Annotated in this window: 19 protein-coding genes; 10 read left to right on the forward strand and 9 right to left on the reverse strand. The window is 61.9% G+C overall.

All coding sequences use genetic code 11. The annotated features are described in order from the left end of the window. Window positions 1–3: 3 nt before the first annotated feature. The 7 genes from VI340_RS16395 to VI340_RS16425 are packed head-to-tail and all read right to left on the reverse strand — an operon-like array spanning window position 4 to window position 5310. Window positions 4–693 (reverse strand): urease accessory protein UreF, encoded by a 690-nt coding sequence (locus VI340_RS16395; RefSeq protein WP_336358769.1) that lies wholly within the window; start codon window positions 691–693, stop codon window positions 4–6. Beyond that, the gene (locus VI340_RS16400; protein ID WP_336330133.1) at window positions 690–1289 is read right to left on the reverse strand and encodes an urease accessory protein UreE; all 600 of its coding nucleotides are present in this window, start codon (window positions 1287–1289) and stop codon (window positions 690–692) included. Before VI340_RS16400 ends, VI340_RS16395 begins: the two co-directional genes overlap by 4 nt. Continuing rightward, window positions 1289–2188, reverse strand: a complete 900-nt coding sequence (locus tag VI340_RS16405; protein ID WP_336358770.1) for an urease accessory protein UreD — start codon at window positions 2186–2188, stop codon at window positions 1289–1291. The genes VI340_RS16400 and VI340_RS16405 overlap by 1 nt, the downstream gene beginning before the upstream one ends. Continuing rightward, complete coding sequence (gene ureG / locus VI340_RS16410; RefSeq protein WP_008311839.1) at window positions 2188–2811, reverse strand: urease accessory protein UreG; 624 nt, start codon at window positions 2809–2811, stop codon at window positions 2188–2190. The genes VI340_RS16405 and ureG overlap by 1 nt, the downstream gene beginning before the upstream one ends. Continuing rightward, window positions 2808–3194, reverse strand: coding sequence for an urease subunit gamma (locus tag VI340_RS16415; RefSeq protein ID WP_008311841.1), 387 nt, complete (start codon window positions 3192–3194; stop codon window positions 2808–2810). Before VI340_RS16415 ends, ureG begins: the two co-directional genes overlap by 4 nt. After that, window positions 3191–4897 carry an urease subunit alpha gene (gene ureC / locus VI340_RS16420; protein WP_336358771.1) on the reverse strand — a complete coding sequence of 569 codons (1707 nt, stop codon included), beginning with the start codon at window positions 4895–4897 and terminating at the stop codon, window positions 3191–3193. Before ureC ends, VI340_RS16415 begins: the two co-directional genes overlap by 4 nt. Beyond that, window positions 4894–5310, reverse strand: coding sequence for an urease subunit beta (locus VI340_RS16425; protein WP_336358772.1), 417 nt, complete (start codon window positions 5308–5310; stop codon window positions 4894–4896). Before VI340_RS16425 ends, ureC begins: the two co-directional genes overlap by 4 nt. A gap of 632 nt (window positions 5311–5942) precedes the next feature. Between VI340_RS16425 and VI340_RS16430 the strand changes: the two genes are divergently transcribed. From VI340_RS16430 to VI340_RS16470, 9 genes are all read left to right on the forward strand, one after another. Further along, complete coding sequence (locus VI340_RS16430) at window positions 5943–7250, forward strand: urea ABC transporter substrate-binding protein (protein WP_008311846.1); 1308 nt, start codon at window positions 5943–5945, stop codon at window positions 7248–7250. Between the two features lie 2 nt (window positions 7251–7252). After that, complete coding sequence (urtB, locus tag VI340_RS16435; RefSeq protein WP_336330130.1) at window positions 7253–8191, forward strand: urea ABC transporter, permease protein UrtB; 939 nt, start codon at window positions 7253–7255, stop codon at window positions 8189–8191. Next, window positions 8192–9346 (forward strand): urea ABC transporter, permease protein UrtC, encoded by a 1155-nt coding sequence (urtC, locus tag VI340_RS16440; protein WP_336358773.1) that lies wholly within the window; start codon window positions 8192–8194, stop codon window positions 9344–9346. It begins immediately after the preceding gene. Further along, window positions 9346–10152: an ABC transporter ATP-binding protein gene (locus VI340_RS16445; RefSeq protein WP_008311851.1), complete on the forward strand. Its 807-nt coding sequence runs from the start codon at window positions 9346–9348 to the stop codon at window positions 10150–10152. Before urtC ends, VI340_RS16445 begins: the two co-directional genes overlap by 1 nt. After that, window positions 10152–10850 (forward strand): ABC transporter ATP-binding protein, encoded by a 699-nt coding sequence (locus VI340_RS16450; RefSeq protein WP_336330128.1) that lies wholly within the window; start codon window positions 10152–10154, stop codon window positions 10848–10850. Before VI340_RS16445 ends, VI340_RS16450 begins: the two co-directional genes overlap by 1 nt. Before the next feature lie 176 nt (window positions 10851–11026). Beyond that, the gene (locus VI340_RS16455; protein WP_336358774.1) at window positions 11027–12442 is read left to right on the forward strand and encodes a sodium-dependent transporter; all 1416 of its coding nucleotides are present in this window, start codon (window positions 11027–11029) and stop codon (window positions 12440–12442) included. A 208-nt stretch (window positions 12443–12650) separates the two neighbouring features. Continuing rightward, a complete protein-coding gene (locus VI340_RS16460; protein WP_014031079.1) occupies window positions 12651–13094 on the forward strand; it encodes a MaoC family dehydratase in 444 nt (147 codons plus the stop codon). 368 nt (window positions 13095–13462) lie between these two features. Continuing rightward, on the forward strand, window positions 13463–15256 hold the full coding sequence (locus VI340_RS16465; protein ID WP_336358775.1) for a histidine kinase N-terminal 7TM domain-containing protein: 1794 nt from the start codon (window positions 13463–13465) through the stop codon (window positions 15254–15256). A 427-nt stretch (window positions 15257–15683) separates the two neighbouring features. Then, a complete protein-coding gene (locus VI340_RS16470) occupies window positions 15684–16982 on the forward strand; it encodes a DUF6498-containing protein (protein ID WP_336358776.1) in 1299 nt (432 codons plus the stop codon). 41 nt (window positions 16983–17023) lie between these two features. Here VI340_RS16470 and VI340_RS16475 read toward each other — a convergent pair whose 3' ends face one another. Further along, entirely contained in the window at window positions 17024–17407 is a 384-nt protein-coding gene (locus VI340_RS16475; protein WP_336358777.1) for a hypothetical protein, read from the reverse strand. 249 nt (window positions 17408–17656) lie between these two features. Further along, complete coding sequence (locus VI340_RS16480; RefSeq protein ID WP_336358869.1) at window positions 17657–18847, reverse strand: PQQ-binding-like beta-propeller repeat protein; 1191 nt, start codon at window positions 18845–18847, stop codon at window positions 17657–17659. Window positions 18848–19077: 230 nt separating this feature from the next. On the opposite strand from VI340_RS16480, the gene VI340_RS16485 reads away from it, so the two are divergent. Continuing rightward, entirely contained in the window at window positions 19078–19290 is a 213-nt protein-coding gene (locus VI340_RS16485; protein ID WP_008311863.1) for a hypothetical protein, read from the forward strand. Window positions 19291–19342: the final 52 nt, after the last annotated feature.

The raw sequence follows: 19342 nt of genomic DNA on the forward strand, positions 1-19342 counted from the left end.
CCGTTAACTGGCGAACAGCCGCCGCTCCGCGCGTTCGTGCTCGGCGGCCAACACATCTACCAGTGGGGCGAACGGCGTCATCTCGTCTATCCCCCGGTCCGCGCTCTCCTCGACTGCGGCTGTGATGACCGGCTGTAGGTCATTCAGTATTCGCTGGGCATCTGTGTGGCCGAGCGAGAGGAGGCGCTGGGCTGCGCCCAGCAGTCCGGTGACGAACCCGTGACAGCACAGCAAGCAGGCGTCACGGACAGCCACGTCGGCCAGGGCTGTCGCAACGCCGAGTACAACGGCGTAGTTGCCGGGGGCTTCATCGGCGACGACTCGCTCAGCGTACCGGTCCAGGAGCGCCTCGTCACACAGGTCCGTCTGGAGCGAGAGCAGTCGGTCGCCGGACTGCTTGGCGCTCTCGCGGAACTCCGCGGCCAGCGTCACGGCCGAAAGCCGCTGGTCGGCCCGACAGACCGCTTCGAGATTCCCATCGGTTGCAGCGGCGTGTGCAGCCCGGAGCGCGACGAGTTCGGCAGGTCCGACTTGCCGGCGGAGGTACGTCGACAGGAGCGCTTCGAGGTCCGCCGCGTCGTCGACTCGGTCGTCCTGAATGAACTGCTCCAGTCCGTACGATACGGTGTAGGTCCCGACCGGGAGGAACGAGTCCGCGAGCCGGAACGATTCGAGCGTCGCGGCGTCGCTCATTGGTCGCCCCCATCGATAGTCCGGACGCCGTGGTCGTGGGCGTGGCTGCCGCCGTGACTGTGGCCGCCGCCGTGACTGTGGCCGCCGCCGTCGTGCATGCCGGTACCGTCGCGGTGCGTGTGGTCAACACCTTCATCATCGAACGTTGTCGGCGGAACGTGTTCGTACCGCGTCGGCACGTCTGCGGGCAGCAGTTCGGCGACCGTCGTCTCCATCCGTTCCTTCGAGTCGGTCACGGGGAACAGGGCCTCTCGGTCGCGGACCGCGAGGTTCCAGTGTCTGTTCCCGACTGCGTGACCGAGCTCCAGCGCCGCGGTCGGTGACACCTCGCTGTCGGCGAAATCGAGCACGAGGGCCTCGATCGCGGCGAGTTCGACGACGACGAGGGTGCCGTCCTCGGCTTCCAGCACGTCGCCGTCCGCGAGGTCGCGGGCGACAACGATACCGAGGTCCCGGCCGTCTGTCGTCTCAGTGCGGACTCGCGAGCGCTGGCGTTCAGTGTCCGAGAGCACGACCGTTGCGTGGTCCGACGTAGCGACGGCCCCGGCGGTGGCATCGTCGTTACGGTGACCGAGATAGGTGTCTGCGACCAGCATCAGTACTTCCTCCCGGACGGCGCAGGCGCGTCCACTAACTCCTGTCTGGCGTGGTCCCAGGCCGCGTGGAGCGTCGCCTGGACGGTCTCGGCCCGGTCGCCCAGAGCACGGACCGCGACGCCGGCCCCGTTGGGGAGCGCTGTCGCACCGGCCCGGGCTTCGCCGTCTGTGACGGCCGCATGTAAGGCGTCGCTCAGTTCGGCCTCGTCGCGGTGCGGTGCGAGGATGAATGATGTCCCGTAGACGGTGAACTCGCCGAGAACGCCGGGTGCTGTCGGGTCCCTGTCTCCCGGCGTCAGATGGGTTGCGTCCTCGAACAGGAGCCCGTCAGGCCCGGTCCCGCGCACGCGGGAGAGGTATCGTTCGAACTCGAACCGTTCGCCTCGGGCGAGGCGACCCGGGACGACCACGTCGCTGACAACGGCGGTCGCGCCGGGGGCCAGGTCGACCGTCAGTTCCTGCACGTATCGGGAATCGGCGTGCAGAATCGTCGGCTCAGGCACGTAATCCAGGTGGCCGTCGGTGCCGACGCTGAGGGTCGTGTCGGCGGCGGCGTAGTTACACGTCATCGTCTGGACCTTCGTCGAGCTCTGGGTCGAGACGTGAGCGATGGCTTCCTCTTCAACGGTTATCGACACGTCGTGGCGATCGCCCTGGGCGATGCCGCCGGTCGGCGACTGGACGAAGACAGTGTCGGCGTCGGGATGGGGGTCGTGCCCCAGCGTCCCCGAGACGTGGAACGGGACCGTCGCGTAGTCGTGGACCAGAGTCGTCCCGTCGGCCGTCCGCTCGAAGGTCAGTTCGAGCACGCCGTCTTTCCCCGGCGACCCTACGGCGGCCTGTGGCACGGCCTCGGTCGCATACCCCTCGAACGCCGGGTGGGGCGCGTCGGCGGCCATCAGGCGAACAGCACCCCTTCGCGGACGTGTGACACCACCTCGTCGATGTTCGTCTCGTCCTTGCAGTTGGTGAAGACGACCGGTCCGTCCCGGACCTCGTCGGCGTCTCGCTCCATCACGTCGAGGTCGGCGCCGACGTGAGGCGCGAGATCCGTCTTGTTGACGACGAGTAGGTCACAATCGACGACGCCGGGGCCGCGTTTGCGGGGGATGTCTTCCCCTTCCGCGACCGAGATGACGTACAGCGAGTAGTCGGCGAGTTCGGGGTTGAACGTCGCCGCGAGGTTGTCGCCGCCGCTCTCGACCAGCACCAGGTCCAGTTCCGGGTGGTCGGCCAGGAACGAATCGATCTGTTGGAGGTTCATCGACGGGTCCTCGCGGATGCCCGTATGCGGGCACGCTCCCGTCTCGACGCCGGCGACGAGGTCTTCCGGGACGACCCCGGCAAAGCGTTCGCGCAGCACGTCGGCGTCCTCTTGCGTGAGGATGTCGTTGGCGATGACGCCCACGTCAAGGCCCTGCTCGCGAAGTTCTGGGACGAGCGCGGTCAGCAGTGAGGTCTTTCCGGAGCCGACCGGGCCGCCGATACCGACCGTCGCCACGTCCCGATGTGTGAGACTCATTCGTCTGTCCCCGCTGAGTCTCCGCCATCGGTCGCCGTCTCCCCCTCAGGTGCATCGTCGTCGGCCGACCCGACACTGTCGGAGCGAATCGGGTCGTGAACCGTGACGAGTTTCGTACCGTCGGGGAACACCGGCTCGACCTGAATCATGTCGATCATCTCCGGGACGCCGTCCATCACGTCTTCGCGGCCCAGCAGTTTCGACGCGCCGGAGCGGATCTCGGCGACCGACTGACCGTCCCGGCCGCGCTCGATGCACCAGTCGCTGATGTAGGCGACCGCTTCGGGGTGGTTCAGCGGGACGCCGCGTTCCTTGCGGCGTCGCGCGACCTCTGCTGCGGTAAAGACCGTGAGTCGTTCCTGTTCTTTGGCTGTGAGTTTCATAGCATGTACCGCTGTGCGAGTGGGAGTTCGGAAGACGGTTCGCAGGTGACGTGGTCACCGTCGACCCGGACCTCGAAGGTCTCGGGGTCGACTTCGATGTCGTCGGGGCAATAGTCGTTGTACACCATGTCGTCCTTGCCGGGCGTGCGTGCGCCCTCGATTGGAACGACACGGGAATCGAGCCCGTACTCCTCGCCGACGTTGGCTTCGGCGGCCGCTGGGGAGACGAACGAAAGCGAGAGACCGTGTTTGGCCTTGCCGACCGCGCCGGCCCGTTCGCGCTGGAGAATCGGTTCGCAGGTCATCAGCGACCCGTTGGCCTCGCCCATCTCCGAGTGGACCGGGAAGCCGCCCTTGAACGTCATCGCCGGCTTGACGCCGAAGAACGCAGGGTCCCACAGGCAGATATCGGCGAGCTTGCCGGGTTCAAGCGTTCCGACATGCTTCTCGATGCCTGCGCTGATAGCGGGGTTGACGGTGTACTTCGCGATGTAGCGCTTGATGCGGTGGTTGTCCGCGCCGGTCCCCTCGTCCTCGGGGAGCGGGCCGCGCTGGGACTTCATCTTCGAGGCCGTCTGCCACGTCCGCGGGATGACCTCGGCCATCCGGCCCATCGCCTGGGAGTCGGAGGTCATCATCGAAATCGCGCCCATGTCGTGAAGCACGTCCTCGGCGGCGATGGTCTCCGCGCGAACGCGGGACTCGGCGAAGGCCACGTCCTCCGGCACGTCGGGGTTGAGGTGATGACACACCATTACCATGTCCAGGTGCTCGTCGAACGTGTTGTCGGTGTACGGCATCGACGGGTTCGTCGACGATGGGAGCATGTTCGGCTCGCCGACCATCTCCATGATGTCCGGGGCGTGGCCGCCGCCCGCGCCCTCGATGTGGAACAGGTGCATCGTCCGGCCGTTGACGGCACCGAACGTGTTCTCGACGAAGCCAGCCTCGTTCAGCGTGTCCGTGTGCATACACACCTGCACGTCCTCGTCCTCGGCGACTTCGAGACAGGTGTTGATCGTCTCGGGCGTCGACCCCCAGTCTTCGTGGAGTTTCAGCCCGCAGGCACCGGCCTCGACCTGCTCGCGGAGCGGACCGGGGTCGGAGGCGTTGCCCTTCCCGTAGAAACCGACGTTAACCGGCCACGCTTCGGCGGCCTGCAGGAAGCGCTTGATGTTCTCCGGGCCGGTCGTGGTCGTCGTCGCGCCGCCGCCGTACCCGCCACCGAGCATTGTCGTGATGCCGCCCGAAAGCGCGTGTTCGTGGAGCTGTGCGGAGTTGAAGTGGATGTGGATGTCGAGGCCGCCAGCGGTGGCAATCTTCCCCTCGGCGGGGTAGACGTCCGTCGACGGGCCGACGACCATGTCGACGCCGTCCATCGTGTCGGGGTTCCCGGCCTTCCCGATGCCGGCGATCTCACCGTTCCGAATTCCGATGTCGGCGGCGACGATACCGAGTATCGGGTCGATAATCGTCGCATTCGTCAGCACCCAGTCGAGTGCGCCCTCCGCGTGTGTGACGCCGGGGGTCATTCCCAGCCCGTCCCGGAGCGTCTTCCCGCCGCCGAACACCGCCTCGTCGCCGTGGGTCCGCAGGTCGTTCTCGACTTCGGCGAACAGTTCCGTGTCACCCAGGCGGACCTTGTCACCCGTCGTTGGCCCGTACAGCTCGGCGTAGTTCTCGCGGTCGATGTCGCGTGTCATTGGTCGGACTCCGCGTCGCCGCCGTCCGTTGCCGTCTCGCCAGTGTCCCCGAAGCCTGCCGCACGCATGCGCTCGACAGCATCGCTCGTATCGCTGTCGACGCTCCCGTTGACCAGTCCGTTCATCCCGTGGGCGCGGCGCTTCCCGCCGATTTCGACGAGTTCGACTGTCTGCTCGTCGCCGGGTTCGAACCGGACGGCCGTGCCGGCGGGGATGTTCAGCCGCATTCCCATGGCAGCCTCGCGGTCGAACTCTAGGGCTGCGTTGGCCTCGAAGAAGTGGAAATGCGATCCAACCTGCGAGGGCCGGTCGCCGGTGTTACCGACCGTCACTTCCGTCGTCTCGCGACCCTCGTTCAGTGTTACAGTTCCCTCGCCAGGGAGGACCTCACCGGGTACGAGTCCGTCGCTCATCGCGCCACCGTCCCGAGTATTTCTGACTGTTCGTCTATCATCTGCCCCTCTCTTTGAATACACATACTAAAATGGTTGCTCTCTGCGCAAGTGACGCCTCTATATCGGCAGACGAATTAAATGCTAAAGTTTCTACCGTAGATAAAGGGGACAGACTATCGAACTGTCCTACTTCTCGGAGTCAACACGACTCACGTCCAGTCTGCTGGCAGTGCCGACGATAGGTGGCCCCGGGGCGCGGGCGAGAATATGACGGGCGATTTGGAGGGTCGAGAGCACAAAACTGGCCGACAGCGGCAAGATAAACCGCCGAACCGGAAAAATACCATTAATTTCTATTTTTGCCGTATTGACAACTCCTCTCCCAAAATTGCTGAATAATTCAAATTTTCACGCTAATACTAGTGGCTTCGATGCCTATTCGTCATATCCTTTGACGACCTTATACTCTCCAGACTGTATGGCGGACAATATAAGATAAGAGTGGTAAACCTTATTTTCCCCCTCCCGGACGGCAACACTGTGAGCGAAATCATGGACGAACGTTCGGATATCAAGAGCAAAGAACGAGAGATGGTCAAGAGCTTCGGATATAATGGTTCTAACAACAATCAGAAACTGGCGGTGAAAGCATGAGTCGTCCGTCCGTCAGCCGTCGCCAGTTCCTCGGCGCGAGTGGGGCCGCACTCGTCGCTGGCCTCGCCGGCTGTTCGGCCGGTGAAGGTGGAACTTCGACCGATACCGCGAGCAGCGCCGAGACGCTCAAAATTGGCGTTCTTGAGGACCAGTCCGGGAACTTCGCCCTCGTTGGTGATCCGAAAGCAAAGGCGTCGATGCTCGCTATCGAGGAAATCAACGCCAACGGCGGGATCGACGGGATGCAGATCGAAACGTTCCAGCGCGACCCCCAGTCGGACAACCAGCGCTATCAGGAACTCACTCGAACGGCCATCAACGAGGAGAACGTCGACGCGCTGTGGGCCGGCTACTCCTCGGCAACCCGGGAGGCCATACGTCCGATAATCGACCGCAACGAACAGCTGTACTTCTACACCACCCAGTACGAGGGCGGTGTCTGTGACGAGTTCACCTTCGCGGTCGGACCGACCGCCCGGCAGCAACTCGGCATCGTCCTCCCGTATCTAGTCGAGGAGTTCGGTCCGGACATCTACACCATCGCGGCCGACTACAACTTCGGACAGCTTTCGGCCGACTGGGTAAAGGTGCTGGCAAACGAGAACGACGCGAACGTCCTCGGCGAGGAGTTCATCCCGCTCAGCGAATCATCCTTCGGCTCGACGATCAACCGTATTCAGGAGGCGGACCCGGACTTCGTCATGTCGATGCTCGTGGGCGCGAACCACACGTCGTTCTACGAGCAGAAAGCCTCGGCCGGTCTCGACGTGCCAATCGGCACCTCGACGGCGATGGCACAGGGGTACGAGCACCGACGGCTCGACGCCCCGGCGATGGCCAATATCTACGCCGGCGTCAACTACATGGAGGAGGTTCCGACCGACAGCAACACGGGCGACGGCGGCTTCGTCGACCGGTACTTCGAGAAGTACCCCGACGCCCCCTACCTCAACGAGGAGGCCGAGACCAACTACTTCTCGACGTACATGTACAAGAAAGCCGTCGAGCAGGCCGGGACCACCGAACAGCCGGAAGTCATCGACGCCCTGGAGTCGGGGATCGAACTCGGCACCGAGGAGGCACCCGAAGCGCCCGAGGGTGAGACGATCCGCCTCGACGGCGCGACCCACCACGTCGACCACCACATGTGGATTATGCGCGCCGACGAGGAACACAACGTCGAAGCCGTCGAGAACCGGCAGATCCCAGAGACGTTCCTCTCGGAGACGGCCGGCTGTAACCTCCCCGAGAACCCGGAGCAGACCCAGTACACCCCGGTGGACTACTACGAGGAGGCCGAGTAGGGATGGTAAACGGGATCAACCTCGCGCTTCAGTTCCTCGACAGCTTCGCGTTCATCGTGCTCGCCGCGGCGGGGTTGGCCATCATCTTCGGGATCATGGGCGTCATCAATCTGGCACACGGGGAGTTCATCCTCATCGGTGCCTACACGTCCACGTTGTCCGTGACCCACCTCGGGATTCCGCTCGCCGTCGCGATTCCTATCGGCGGTGTCGTCACCGCCCTCTTCGGAATCCTCACAGAGCGGGTAATCATCTCCGGAGCGGTGCCCAACTACGTCAGCCAGCGGACGCTCGACCGGGACATCATCGAACCGCTGTACGACCGGCTGGCCGACTCGATGGTCGCCACGTTCGGGCTCAGCCTGATACTGACCCAGGGCACCCGAATCGCCTTCGGGAACTCCATCGACGGCCTCTCGACGCCCTTCGGTCCCATCGAGTACGGCGCGTTCTCCTACTCCACGTACCGAATCGTGCTGGCTGGGGTCAGCATCGCGCTGTTGGTTGCCACCTACTACCTGTTTACCCGGACCGAGTTCGGCATGCGGGCCCGGGCGACGATACAGGACAAGGAGACCGCACGGGCAATGGGTGTCGATACCGAGCGCATGTACATGCTGACGTTCGGAATCGGGTCGGGACTGGCGGGACTGACGGGTGCGCTCTTTGCGCCGGTCATCACGATGCGGCCGACGCTCGGGGACCAGTTCCTCGTCGAGTCGTTCGTCGCCGTCGTCGTCGGTGGCCCGAGCGTCGTCCTCGGGACCGCGCTCTCGGGTGGCGTCCTCGGGGCGATACTGGCCGTGTTCTCGAACCTCTACGGGACGTTCATCGGCCGTATCGCGTTGCTCGTCGCCGCGCTCATCGCGCTCCGGTTCCTCCCCGACGGCATCACTGGGTTCATCGAACAACTACGGAAACGGAGACAGGAGAGCGAGTAAATGTCATCGACAGAACCAACTAGCGCACCGAACAGGTCGCTCCCGGACCGGCTCCGAAGCCGGTTTGAGGGACCGAACACGATCGGGGACTCCCGCGGGTTCTGGGTCGGCTTCGTCGTCGCCGTGGCGGCGCTCGCCGTCTACCCGGTGTTCGGCGACGGCTCGCAGCTGTCGCTGTTCATGGTGCTAGCGCTGCTGGGGCTCTCGCTGTCGGTCGTCTGGGGCTACTCGGGTGTGCTGAGCTTCGGCCAGGTCGTCTTCTTCGGTATCGGGGCCTACACGTTCGGCGTCGTCTCGATCAACTTCGCGACCCCGGGCGGTATCACGGCCGCTGTCGTCGCCGGTATCGTCGGCGGTGGAATCAGCGCGGCGATACTGGGCTACTTCATGTTCTACGGCGGGGTGCGTGACGTCTACGTCACTATCATCACGCTCGTTTCGACGATCGTCATGCACACGTTCATGGCCCAGACCGCGGGGTCCGAGTGGGCTATCGGCGAGGCAGCGCTTGGCGGCTTCAACGGAATGCCAGACATTCCGGTGTTGACCCTTGGCGTTGAGGGGGCCTCCTACCAGTTCATGTACAACCCGTTCCCGATGCGGGTTATCGGTATCGGATCGTTCGAACTCAGCCCGTTCTACTACCTCGTGCTGGTGTTGTTGGTCGGAACGTACCTCGGGCTGCGAGTCCTGGTCAACTCGGACTACGGCCGCGTGATGGTCGCCGTCCGCGAGGACGAGGACCGGACCGAGATGTTCGGCTACAACGTGACCCGCATCAAGTTCGTCGTGTTCACGCTCGGCGGCGCGCTGGCGGGCCTGTCCGGCGTGCTGTACGCTGCACGGAACGTCTACATCGACCCGACCGTGTTCTCGCTGCTGTTCGCGACGCTGCCGGTCATCTGGGTGAGTATCGGCGGCCGAAAGAGCCTGCTTGGGGCCGTCGTCGCAACGCTCGCCATCGAATACCTCCGCATCTCGATGGCAGGTGAGCTGGCGCTGGTCTTGCTTGGCACTCTGTTGCTGGTGACGATTCTGGTGCTCCCCGGCGGGTTCGTCCCGTGGGTCCACCGGCAAATCGTCGACGCCCGACTCGGCCCGGGCGAAGCCGGCGGGCCTGACGCTCCTGATGCGTCGAGTGAGGTGAGTGACTAATGAGTGACACTGAAACCGAATCCGACATTGATTCGCTCGGACCGAACGTCCGACAGACCGCCGCGGAGCTGGCAACGGGGGACAGAACTGAGACACTGCTACAGACCGACGGGCTCGTGAAACAGTTCGGCGGGTTCACCGCCACGGACGACGTGGACTTCTCGGTCGCCGAAGGGGAGCTACGCTGTCTCATCGGCCCCAACGGCGCTGGCAAGTCGACGCTGCTGAACCTGATTACCGGCTCGTACGAGGCGACCGCCGGCAGTATCTACTACAACGGCCACGACATCACCGATCTCGACCCACACGAGCGGGTCTCACGCGGTATCAGTATGAAATTCCAGGTCCCATCCGTGTACGGTGCCCTGAGCGTTAGAGAGAACGTCAGGCTCCCCGTCCAGCAGTTCGCCGACGGGGAGGAGCGACGCCGGCTGGTCGCCGAGGCCATTGAGGCCGCGGGGCTCACCGGCTACGAGGACGTCGATGCCGGGCAACTCTCACACGGGCAGCAACAGCAACTGGAAATCGGGATGGCCGCCGCGCTCGAACCCGACTTGCTCCTGCTGGACGAGCCGGTCGCCGGCCTCGACGTGGCCGAACGCGAAGCCATCGCCGAGCGGATCACGCGGCTCAACGAGGAGCAAGGAATCGCCTTCGTCGTCATCGAGCACGACACCGACTTCGTCGCGAGCATCGCCGAAGAAGTGACTGTCCTGCACAACGGCGAGGTGTTCCGCGAAGGGCCGATCGAGGAGATAGAATCCGATCCGGAGGTCCAGCGGATATATCTGGGGGGTGAGTCGTGATGCTCGAACTCGACGATGTTTCCGCCGCCTACGACACGACACCGATACTGCGGGACGTGGACCTCTCCGTCGAGGAAGGGGAAATCGTCGGCGTGATGGGAAAAAACGGCGTCGGCAAGACGACGCTCCTGAAGACAGTGATGGGGCTGCTGGAGCCCAGCGAGGGGACCATCAGCTACGACGGCACCGACGTGACGACCACCTCCGCCGACGAACGCGCACGGGCCGGCATCGGCTACATCCCGCAGGGCCGGGACGTGTTCCCCAAGCTAACCGTCGAGCAGAACATCAAGATGGGCGAGACTATCCGGTCGGACAGCGACGAGACGCTATACGACCAGATATACGACTACTTCCCGGTCCTCGAAGAACGGGCCAGCCAGGAGGCCGGCACGCTCTCGGGCGGGCAACAGCAGATGCTTGCCATCGGCCGGGCACTGGTCTCGAACCCCGACCTGCTCCTGCTTGACGAGCCGAGCGAGGGCATCCAGCCATCTATCGTTGACCAAATCAGCCAGGACATGCAGACGATTAACGAGGACCTCGGAACGACGATTCTGTTCGTCGAGCAGAACCTCGGGGTCATCCGCGAGATGGCCGACCGCTGTTACGCGATGGAGCGTGGGACGGTCGTCGATGAACTCGGTCCGTCGACAATCGCCGACGAGGACGCGATTGCGGAGTACCTCGCGGTCTGAGGCGGATTACGGGGGCATTTTCGCGCCAAGTGGGCGGCGTGCTGGCAGTCGATACGGACTGCTGTGGCATAGCCGGCATACGGGCCCGGCTGTCGGCTAGCTGACGCCTTCATAACCACGGGCAAGCAACCGAATCAACAGGGATTTGAGTACCCACTGTACAGACGTGTACACGAATGTCCGAACGTGACTCATGGATATCGAACCTCGGCTTCGTGCTGGCCGCTGTCGGCGGTGCGGCGGGCCTCGGGAACATCTGGCGGTTCCCGTGGCTGACCGCCGGGAACGGTGGCAGCGCGTTCCTCATCGTCTACCTGCTCGTCGTCGTCGGCATCGGCGTCCCGGGACTGCTCGCTGAGTTCGTCCTCGGCCGCTGTGGCCGGCAGACGCCGACCGCGGCGCTTCGCTCGCTCACCGGCTCCCGCTGGGGGTCGTGGCTGGGCGCGTTCAACGTCCTCACGACACTCGTCATCCTTTCGTTCTACTCTGTCGTCGGCGGGTGGATCCTTCGCTACACGCTGGTCTCGCCGGTCGGGGCGTACTTCGGGCAGCCCCAGCAGTACTTCGGGGCAATGAGCTTCGGCCTCGAAGCGGTCGCCTTTCACCTGCTGTTTCTCGGGAGCGTCGCCGGGATCGTCTTCTTCGGCGTGAGCCACGGTATCGAACGCGTCTCGAAGGTGATGCTGCCCGGCGTCGTGCTAATCCTGATCGGCCTCGCGGTATGGACGGCCACCCAGCCGGGAACGGCCGCCGGCTACGCGTTCTATCTCAGCTTCGACGCCGAGTATCTCGCCGCCAACTTCCTGAGCGTTATCGGGCCAGCGGCGGGCCAGGCGCTGTTCACGCTCTCGCTCGGCGCTGGAGTCATGCTGACGTACGCCTCGTATCTCGACGACAACGCATCCCTTCCGCGAGACACGCTGGTCATCGCTGTCTCGAACACGTTCATCGGTGTCCTCGCCGGCTTGGTCGTCATTCCGCTGCTGTTTTCCCAGGGTGTCGACCCCGGACAGGGTGGCCCTGGCGCGTTGTTCGTTGCGCTCGCGACAGCGTTTGCGACGCTCCCGGGCGGGGAACTCGTCGCGACGGCGTTTTTCGCGACCGTGTTGATGGCCGCGGTGACCAGCGGTATCAGCCTGCTCGAAACGCCGGTCGCCACGCTCGTCGACAGCTTCGGCGTCCCGCGACGCCGGGCAACGGTGCTGGTCTCGGTCCTGCTTGCGGCCACCGGGAGCGGGCTGGCACTCACGAGCCCGGTGTTCCAGTTCGTCTCCGGCACGCTCGCAGACCTCATGTTGACCGTCGGACTGTTCGCGTTCACCGTCATCGTCGGCTGGCTACTGCGCGGGGAAGCGCTGGCGGAGTTCCGCGCCGGAACCGAAAGCTTCGGGTGGTTAGCCAGGCCGTGGCTCCTGACGGTCAGTTGGGTTCTCCCCGTCGTCGTGCTGTTCTTGCTGACGAACACGCTCGCGTCGCTCGCCGGGATGTCGCTGGGACTCGGCGGCCGAGCGCTTATCGCTGTGGTCGGCACTGTTGCCCTCGCCGTCGCAGTTACGAGCGGAAACTGGAGCGACCGACTGAGTTCGAGCTAAGTACGCCGCGCTTGAATCCGCTGCTATTCTGAGCACGGCACCACCGAGAGGGTTTGTTCGCCGCTTTGGCTTACTGCATATTGTTCGCCAGCGACTCTCGAACGCATCGCAATAATTCCTGAATCCGGTATTGCTGCCATACCCACGGAGCTGCATTCTGTCGGTGATCGCGCCGGGTTTTTTGTTTGTGCACCCTGTGCATGATCGTATGAAACTTTACGAGGATGTTTCGGTTGGCGACGTACGACAATCCGATGGATACACTGTGTCGAAATCCGAGATCGTAGAATTCGGCGAGAAGTACGACCCGCAACCGTTCCACACCGATGCGGACGCAGCGAAGGACTCCGTCTTCGGCGGGCTAGTCGCTTCCGGGTGGCAGACCGCCGCGATCTGCATGCGTCTCAACGTCGAGAACAGCGAGGATATGGCAACGCAGGCTGGCGTCGGCGTCGACGATCTCCGCTGGCATCAGCCGCTCCAACCCGGTGACACGCTACGACTACGAACCGAAATCATCGACAAGCGACCCTCCGACAGCGACCCGAGCCGGGGGTACATCACCACCCGCCACGAAGGACTGAATCAGGACGACGAACTGGTTATTTCATACGAGGCGACAGCCATGATCCGCCGCGAGACCGACGAGTGACGACACAGCCAAGCTGTGGGATACGTGCCAGTACGTGGAGACCGCTCGTTTTTAACCGTGTTCTGGTCCATAGCTGAGACAGCATCGCTCCCACCGGAACAATCTGAGACAGCCTGCGGGATTGCCACGTACGCACTCAGGTGTTGACGTGTATTCGAGTCTTAGTCACAAACCACTGAGAGCGGAGGCGTGGATAGTGTGAGCGGATAGTTCGGGAAGCGACTTCTCCGGTTTCCATTTGACCGGCCGTGGGGAATCACCAGACGTCCCTTGATCTCACGGTGTCAGAGGGGACGTATCAATATTGATAATTCTCCCACTAAAATAAGTCGGGCCGTAGTAATCTAGCTAAGTGGTACCAGTACATCGTGTTCCAGTTCACTCCCATTGCACTACCGCTGCTCTTGACAACGGTCATGACTGCTCTGACTGCTGTCCTCATCTGGACTAGAGTACTTAATACGTCATCGGGTCGGCGGCCTGCAAACCAAGCACAGTTCCTGACGCTGGTCTGCATTACGGTCTGGTCGGCCGGGCAGGTCGTTGCCGTGGTCACCACCACGCACGATCTGATTCTATTTGGAAACAAAATCACATTTATCGCTACCCTTTGGACGGCCGTCGCGTGGTTTTTCTTCGCTCTTTATTACACCGGGCGAGACGAGTGGATTACACGACATCGGGTAGGTTTGCTGTTAGTTACCCCCTTACTCGGGACGCTGGGATATCTCACGAACGATGCAACTGGGTTGTTCTTGATAGAGCCGACGGTGACAGATATCGGTTCTCGAACTGTGCTGGAGTTCGGATGGGGAATCGGAACGTGGCTCGGTGCCGTCCACAACTGGACGCTCGCCGTAATCGGCAGTTGGTTCCTGCTGGGAAAGTTCCGTTCGTCACGGAATATCTACCGGAAGATCACGCTCATGAATCTGATGGGTGCGTTTGTGTTGAACGCCGGGCCGTTCCTGTCGCTCACCGGCTTAAGTCCATTCCGGTATTTTGTCCTCAGCGTCGTTGGATTTCTGATCGTCGCGGCCCTGAGTGCATTAACAGTCGGGAGCTACCGTCGATTACAGTACATACCGGTTGAACGGATCTTGTCGCTCTTCTCACATCGATGGAACGACCTAACGCCGATGGCCCGCAACGCCGTTATCCAGACCATGCAAAGTGGTGTGGTCGTAGTGGATCGGAAAAACAGAATCGTCGACGTCAATCCGATGGGCAAGCGTATACTCGGTGCACAGAACAAGCGTATCGTCGGCGAGCAACTCACTGACGTTGTGTCTCCAAGTGTGTTTGCGTCATCGGACACGTCTTTTTTTGACCCATCGATGACGGCGGGTGAATTTAATGATGTCTGGGTGGAAACCCCGGAGGGTGAGAACCGCTGCTTCGATGCGCAGATAACAAGCCTCGGCAGCGACGATGATCCTATCGGCCGGACCGCCCTCATCAAGGATGTCACTGATCGGGAGTTGCGAAAAAAGCAACTAGAGCACCGGACCAGAGAGCTTGAGCGGCAGAACGAGCAACTCCAACAGTTCGCTGGAATAGTCTCACATGACCTGCGGAACCCACTGACTGTCGCCAGCGGACACATCCAAATCGCCAAAGAGACAGGTGATGAATCGGCCCTCGACGAGGCTGAGCACGCCCTCAACCGAATGGAAGCAATCATTGAGGATATGTTGACCCTGGCGAAGCAGGGGCGCTCGATCGGTGAAACGGAAACCGTGACCCTCTCGTCAATTGCCCAGCAGGCTTGGGAAAACGTCGATACGCAGGCTATCTCCCTCGATATTACTGGTGAGTACGAGTTCGAAGCTGACTCGGATCGGTTGCTAAATCTCTTCGAAAACTTGTATCGCAACGCACGGGACCACGCGGGCCCGAACGTGACACTCACCGTTGGAGAGATAGATGATGGCTTCTTCGTCGCCGACGACGGGGTCGGTATTCCGGAAGACAAACGTGAGAGTGTCCTCAACCACGGTATTACCACTTCTGACTCGGGGACCGGATTTGGCCTGTCGATTGTCGAACAGATTGTCGACGCCCACGGCTGGGACGTGAGTGTGACCGAGTCTGCCGACGGTGGTGCCAAGTTCGAATTCACCGGTGTTGAACAGCCTGACTTCGGCTATCGCTACCCGTGACGGGGTGTGAATCGACTGCTGCCGTATGAGTTCACAGGCAGTACGAGGCGGAGGCCCCGTCCCTTGTGGTCGGGAGGAAGCCGACACCTGCTGACACAAAGAACGCTACAATGTCTATCAGGCCCCCTGACGTATAATATGTATCTTCATGGGTACAGGTATATGCTGATACTCGATCCGCTGCTGGCACTGGCTGGAATACAATCCGGCCAGTGCTAGCTCGCGAATACTTTCGAAAACACACGCTTATCGTCCCAGTGTGTTACTGATACTGTCGGCTGTACGTCTGTAAGGAATTTCGTCACCGGGGCAAATATCTTAAAATAGTTCTAGAAGATAGTATGAGAGCGGTTTCGGCCCCGTTGTCCGGGGTACAGCAGACTCTGCAATCGTTTCGTTCATATGCCATTAGCCGTCACCACGGATAATGCCCTTCACCAGACGGGTTCTCTACGCGGAGAACAGCCGTCGGACAGAACTCCTCAGCACTATCGTCTCGAATTCTCTTCCCGTCGTCGGCGTCGGGCTATTTGACTGGAGTGCGGCTGCACTGCTGTTTCTCTATTGGTTTGAGCTCGGCGTCGACTCGGTCTGGGCACTCGTTCGGGCAGTGTTTGCTGGTCGCCCGCCCGATATTGAGACCAGCACCTTGGTTATGGGACCACTGGTGGAACGACAGTTCGCCCTCTCCGTCCCGCGAACCGATTTACGAGTCTATCTCCCGACGCTACTCGCGCTCCCAGTGACTGCTCTAATCCTGGCAGTCGTTTGGTTGGTTACTGGGGCCCTGCTCATCGGTCCACTGCCGGAACCCAGTACAGAGACGGTAACTGGTGTGCTGCTGGCAACTATCGGGATTTTCGTTCTGACAGGGATCACAACGGTACGGAATTACTTCTACAACGGGGAGTATCGGAAACACAACTCGACGACGGCGTTTCGTGGACTGTTCCCTCGGATAGTAACCGTCTTTCTCGGCGGCATCCTCACGCTGGCACTGATAACAGCAGCTACGGAGGGGCCTGAAGCAGAACTCGGCAGTCTTGACCCGACTGTCGTCGGACTACCACTGGTACTCATGGTCGTCTGTTTCAAATTCACGTCCGACCTCCTGGGCGTCTACAGCGACCGTCTCGCCGTCTATTTTAAGTCATACGATGAGGAACACGGCTGGCAAACGGCCCCGCCGAAGGCACGATCTATCGACGGGACGCTCACTGATGCACCTGAACGGGTTCGTCCGGTTCGCTGGGGACGGGTCATCGGCGGCCTCCTCCGGCTCCCGTATCACCCAGGAAGCCTGTTTCTCGGTGGCATGGGGCTGCTCGTTGCGGTCCTGTTTGCAATCGGCAGTGCGTGGGACATCGTCGCCGTGATCGTTCTCGCAAGCGTTAGCATCCCGGCTCTCCTGCTGTGTCTCGATCAGCTATTGCGATACGGGACGATCGAATACCGGATTGACCCTGACGCTGGTGCGCTCGTCGCATATGACCGTCTGTTCGGCACGGCACTCTGGCGCATCGAGTCGTGGGAGGAAAGTGGCCTCCGCATTGAGCAGACGCCGCTCGATTCGTTGCTCGGAACAGAGACGGTTACTATCGAACACGCAGACGGGGAGTACATACTACCACATCTACCCGATGCCGCCTCGGTCATCGCGGTGTTTGACCGACAGCCCGAGCGTTCAGAACCGATAATCCCCGGTCGGGCTGGGTTACTTGGGTGAATCGGCTACTCGTTGTCTGGAACAGGTCGCCGTCGGCCCCGTTATCTATCCTCGGAGACGGCGCTGTCGGTCCACAGGTCATAGCCGACGACAAGCGCCATGCCACTCGTCGGGATAATCACCAGCAGCCTGCCAACGGGTGAGAAGTCGACACCTGCCATCGAGAGACCGATGTACGCAACAGCGAGTACTGGTGGGACAGTGAGGGCGGCACCGAGTCGAGTCCTTTCCGACCGGAGGTAGCCAGCGCCCCAGCCGACGAGTCCTAGGATCACGAGCGGGATCGCGAGCGCCCAGATGAGGAAGGCGGTGAGTTCTCTCCCGATATCGTTTGTGCCGGCTGTGGTGAACAACAGCGTGCCAAGCAAACAGGCTCCAGCGCCAAAGAGAGCGCCGAGTGCGAACGCGCGCTGCAAGCGAGACATCGACGCGCTGTCTCGCCTGAGTACTGTGCCCATTCCGACTACCAGCAGCGCGTTCGCGCTTATGACGAGTCCCGGTCTGAGCGTCCGTTGTACCCAAATTGCGCTAAACGGCGGTGGGTTGAACACATACGAATCACCCGGCCGCGGTGTCGGCCAGAGTTCCAGCGGCACTGCGGTGACGAGCAGACAGACTGCACTCAAACCGAGAATCGGACCGGCGAGCCGATATGAGCGACGCCACATAGCAGGTCACTCACCTCCGAGGGCCACGACGGTTCCGTCCGGCGACACGCTCACGATTCCGCCATCGAGTACCGCCAGTGAGACAGCCTGATACTCGGCCGGATACTGCCATACTGCCTCGCCCAGGCGCGTGGTGAACGCGGTGAGGCCATCATCACTCTGGAACGTGAACACAGCGTCGTCAGCCGCGGCAGTCACCGCACCACCGATATTGATTTCCGAGCACCACCGGGGAACCGGTGGCCCGTTTTCGACGCGGTCGAAGGCGAACGTCGCGCTGGATGACTCACCGGGGCGCTCGATTGCGTACACGCTATCGGGCGTCACGACCGGAAATTCGAGTGACCGTCTGTCGTCGAGACGCCACTGCTCGGTCCCGTCGGTGAGTGACCGGCCTATCAGGTCGCCGTACGTGCCGCTCACATAGACGGTCCCGTCAGAGACGACGGGGTATCCCGAAGGTCGGTCCGAGTGTTCCCACTGGACCTCGCCGGCTGCGGCATCCACTGCCGTTATCTTCTCACCGGCGATGACGACGGTACTGTCGGCCACGGCCAGCCTCGTCCCGTCGGCGGTCGCCGTCCACTGCTGGCGTCCGTCGTCGGTCGCAAATCTCGCTACCCCGTCAGTCGTGGGAACGAACAGGGCGTCATCAGTCACCGTCGGAACGCCTGCCCCGACTGTGTCGGTGTTTCGCCACGCGACGGATCCATCTCCAATCTCAAGCGCGGTGACACTGTCTGCTGTAGCGAGAAAGACGCGATTGTTGGATATTACCGGCGGCGCTGGTTCGTCTCCAAGGTCGACCACTGACGGGACTGTCGCCGGTGTGAGATCGCGCCGCCACTGTTCTGTACCGTCACGGAGCGATAGGGCGACGACACCGGTCGCCGTCGTTAGCACGACAGTTCCGTCGGCGACAACCCCCGCGCTTGCACCGGTGGTTTCACCGTCACCAGACGTTGTTGAAACATCTGCGTGCCATCTGACCGACGGCGTCGTGGTTTCCATCCCGACTGGCGCATAGCCCGTGTTCGTCGCGTCGAACCGCGGCAACGGCCACGAGCCGTCGGGCACTGTTTCGAAGCCGGCGCTGTCGATACCCGGTTCGACTGTATGCGATGGGTCTGGTGCGCCGTCGTCAGGGCACGACGACGAACAGCCAGCGATGCTGGCGACTGATCCGGTGGCGACCATTCCGAGGAATGTCCGCCGCGACCTGGAGGGCATCGACTGCTCGTTCCAATAGCTCGATAAAAAATGTTAATATGATATCTCAATATGCAAGAATTTCAGCTTCCGGTTTTCCAGAAGACTCACACACATTCTGAGCAACAGTGTGAGAGACTCTCTCTCTCCTATTAATCAAGGCTCACTTCCCGGGAAAATCCAGCAAAACTTAGTAAATCACTCCCAATAGCGGTTCTATGGCCGAAACGACACTCGCCACAATCGACGAACTGCTGGAGGGCGCTTTCGACGACGTGGACGACCCCGAAGTCCGATACAAACTCAGAAGTGCGCGACAGCTTCTGCAAGTAGTGCAACAGCGACAGGATATCGTGGACGAAGCCATCGATACTGCCGTCGAAGACGAAGAGATCCTGAAAAACCTCCGCGACCTCGGCTACACCGAGTGATGCGCTCCTCCTACCGTTGGCACAGAACAAGCCTTTTGTCTCTCTCAACCAA

The organism is Haloarcula sp. CGMCC 1.6347 (assembly GCF_037078395.1).
Lineage (GTDB): Archaea > Halobacteriota > Halobacteria > Halobacteriales > Haloarculaceae > Haloarcula > Haloarcula amylolytica.

Bases quoted from the DNA above. Each gene is read 5' to 3' on its own strand.
- VI340_RS16395 (WP_336358769.1), bottom strand. From the start codon at position 693: ATGAGCGACGCCGCGACGCTCGAATCGTTCCGGCTCGCGGACTCGTTC.
- VI340_RS16400 (WP_336330133.1), bottom strand. From the start codon at position 1,289: ATGCTGGTCGCAGACACCTATCTCGGTCACCGTAACGACGATGCCACC.
- VI340_RS16405 (WP_336358770.1), bottom strand. From the start codon at position 2,188: ATGGCCGCCGACGCGCCCCACCCGGCGTTCGAGGGGTATGCGACCGAG.
- ureG (WP_008311839.1), bottom strand. From the start codon at position 2,811: ATGAGTCTCACACATCGGGACGTGGCGACGGTCGGTATCGGCGGCCCG.
- VI340_RS16415 (WP_008311841.1), bottom strand. From the start codon at position 3,194: ATGAAACTCACAGCCAAAGAACAGGAACGACTCACGGTCTTTACCGCA.
- ureC (WP_336358771.1), bottom strand. From the start codon at position 4,897: ATGACACGCGACATCGACCGCGAGAACTACGCCGAGCTGTACGGGCCA.
- VI340_RS16425 (WP_336358772.1), bottom strand. From the start codon at position 5,310: ATGAGCGACGGACTCGTACCCGGTGAGGTCCTCCCTGGCGAGGGAACT.
- VI340_RS16430 (WP_008311846.1), top strand. From the start codon at position 5,943: ATGAGTCGTCCGTCCGTCAGCCGTCGCCAGTTCCTCGGCGCGAGTGGG.
- urtB (WP_336330130.1), top strand. From the start codon at position 7,253: ATGGTAAACGGGATCAACCTCGCGCTTCAGTTCCTCGACAGCTTCGCG.
- urtC (WP_336358773.1), top strand. From the start codon at position 8,192: ATGTCATCGACAGAACCAACTAGCGCACCGAACAGGTCGCTCCCGGAC.
- VI340_RS16445 (WP_008311851.1), top strand. From the start codon at position 9,346: ATGAGTGACACTGAAACCGAATCCGACATTGATTCGCTCGGACCGAAC.
- VI340_RS16450 (WP_336330128.1), top strand. From the start codon at position 10,152: ATGCTCGAACTCGACGATGTTTCCGCCGCCTACGACACGACACCGATA.
- VI340_RS16455 (WP_336358774.1), top strand. From the start codon at position 11,027: ATGTCCGAACGTGACTCATGGATATCGAACCTCGGCTTCGTGCTGGCC.
- VI340_RS16460 (WP_014031079.1), top strand. From the start codon at position 12,651: ATGAAACTTTACGAGGATGTTTCGGTTGGCGACGTACGACAATCCGAT.
- VI340_RS16470 (WP_336358776.1), top strand. From the start codon at position 15,684: ATGCCCTTCACCAGACGGGTTCTCTACGCGGAGAACAGCCGTCGGACA.
- VI340_RS16475 (WP_336358777.1), bottom strand. From the start codon at position 17,407: ATGTCTCGCTTGCAGCGCGCGTTCGCACTCGGCGCTCTCTTTGGCGCT.
- VI340_RS16480 (WP_336358869.1), bottom strand. From the start codon at position 18,847: ATGGTCGCCACCGGATCAGTCGCCAGCATCGCTGGCTGTTCGTCGTCG.
- VI340_RS16485 (WP_008311863.1), top strand. From the start codon at position 19,078: ATGGCCGAAACGACACTCGCCACAATCGACGAACTGCTGGAGGGCGCT.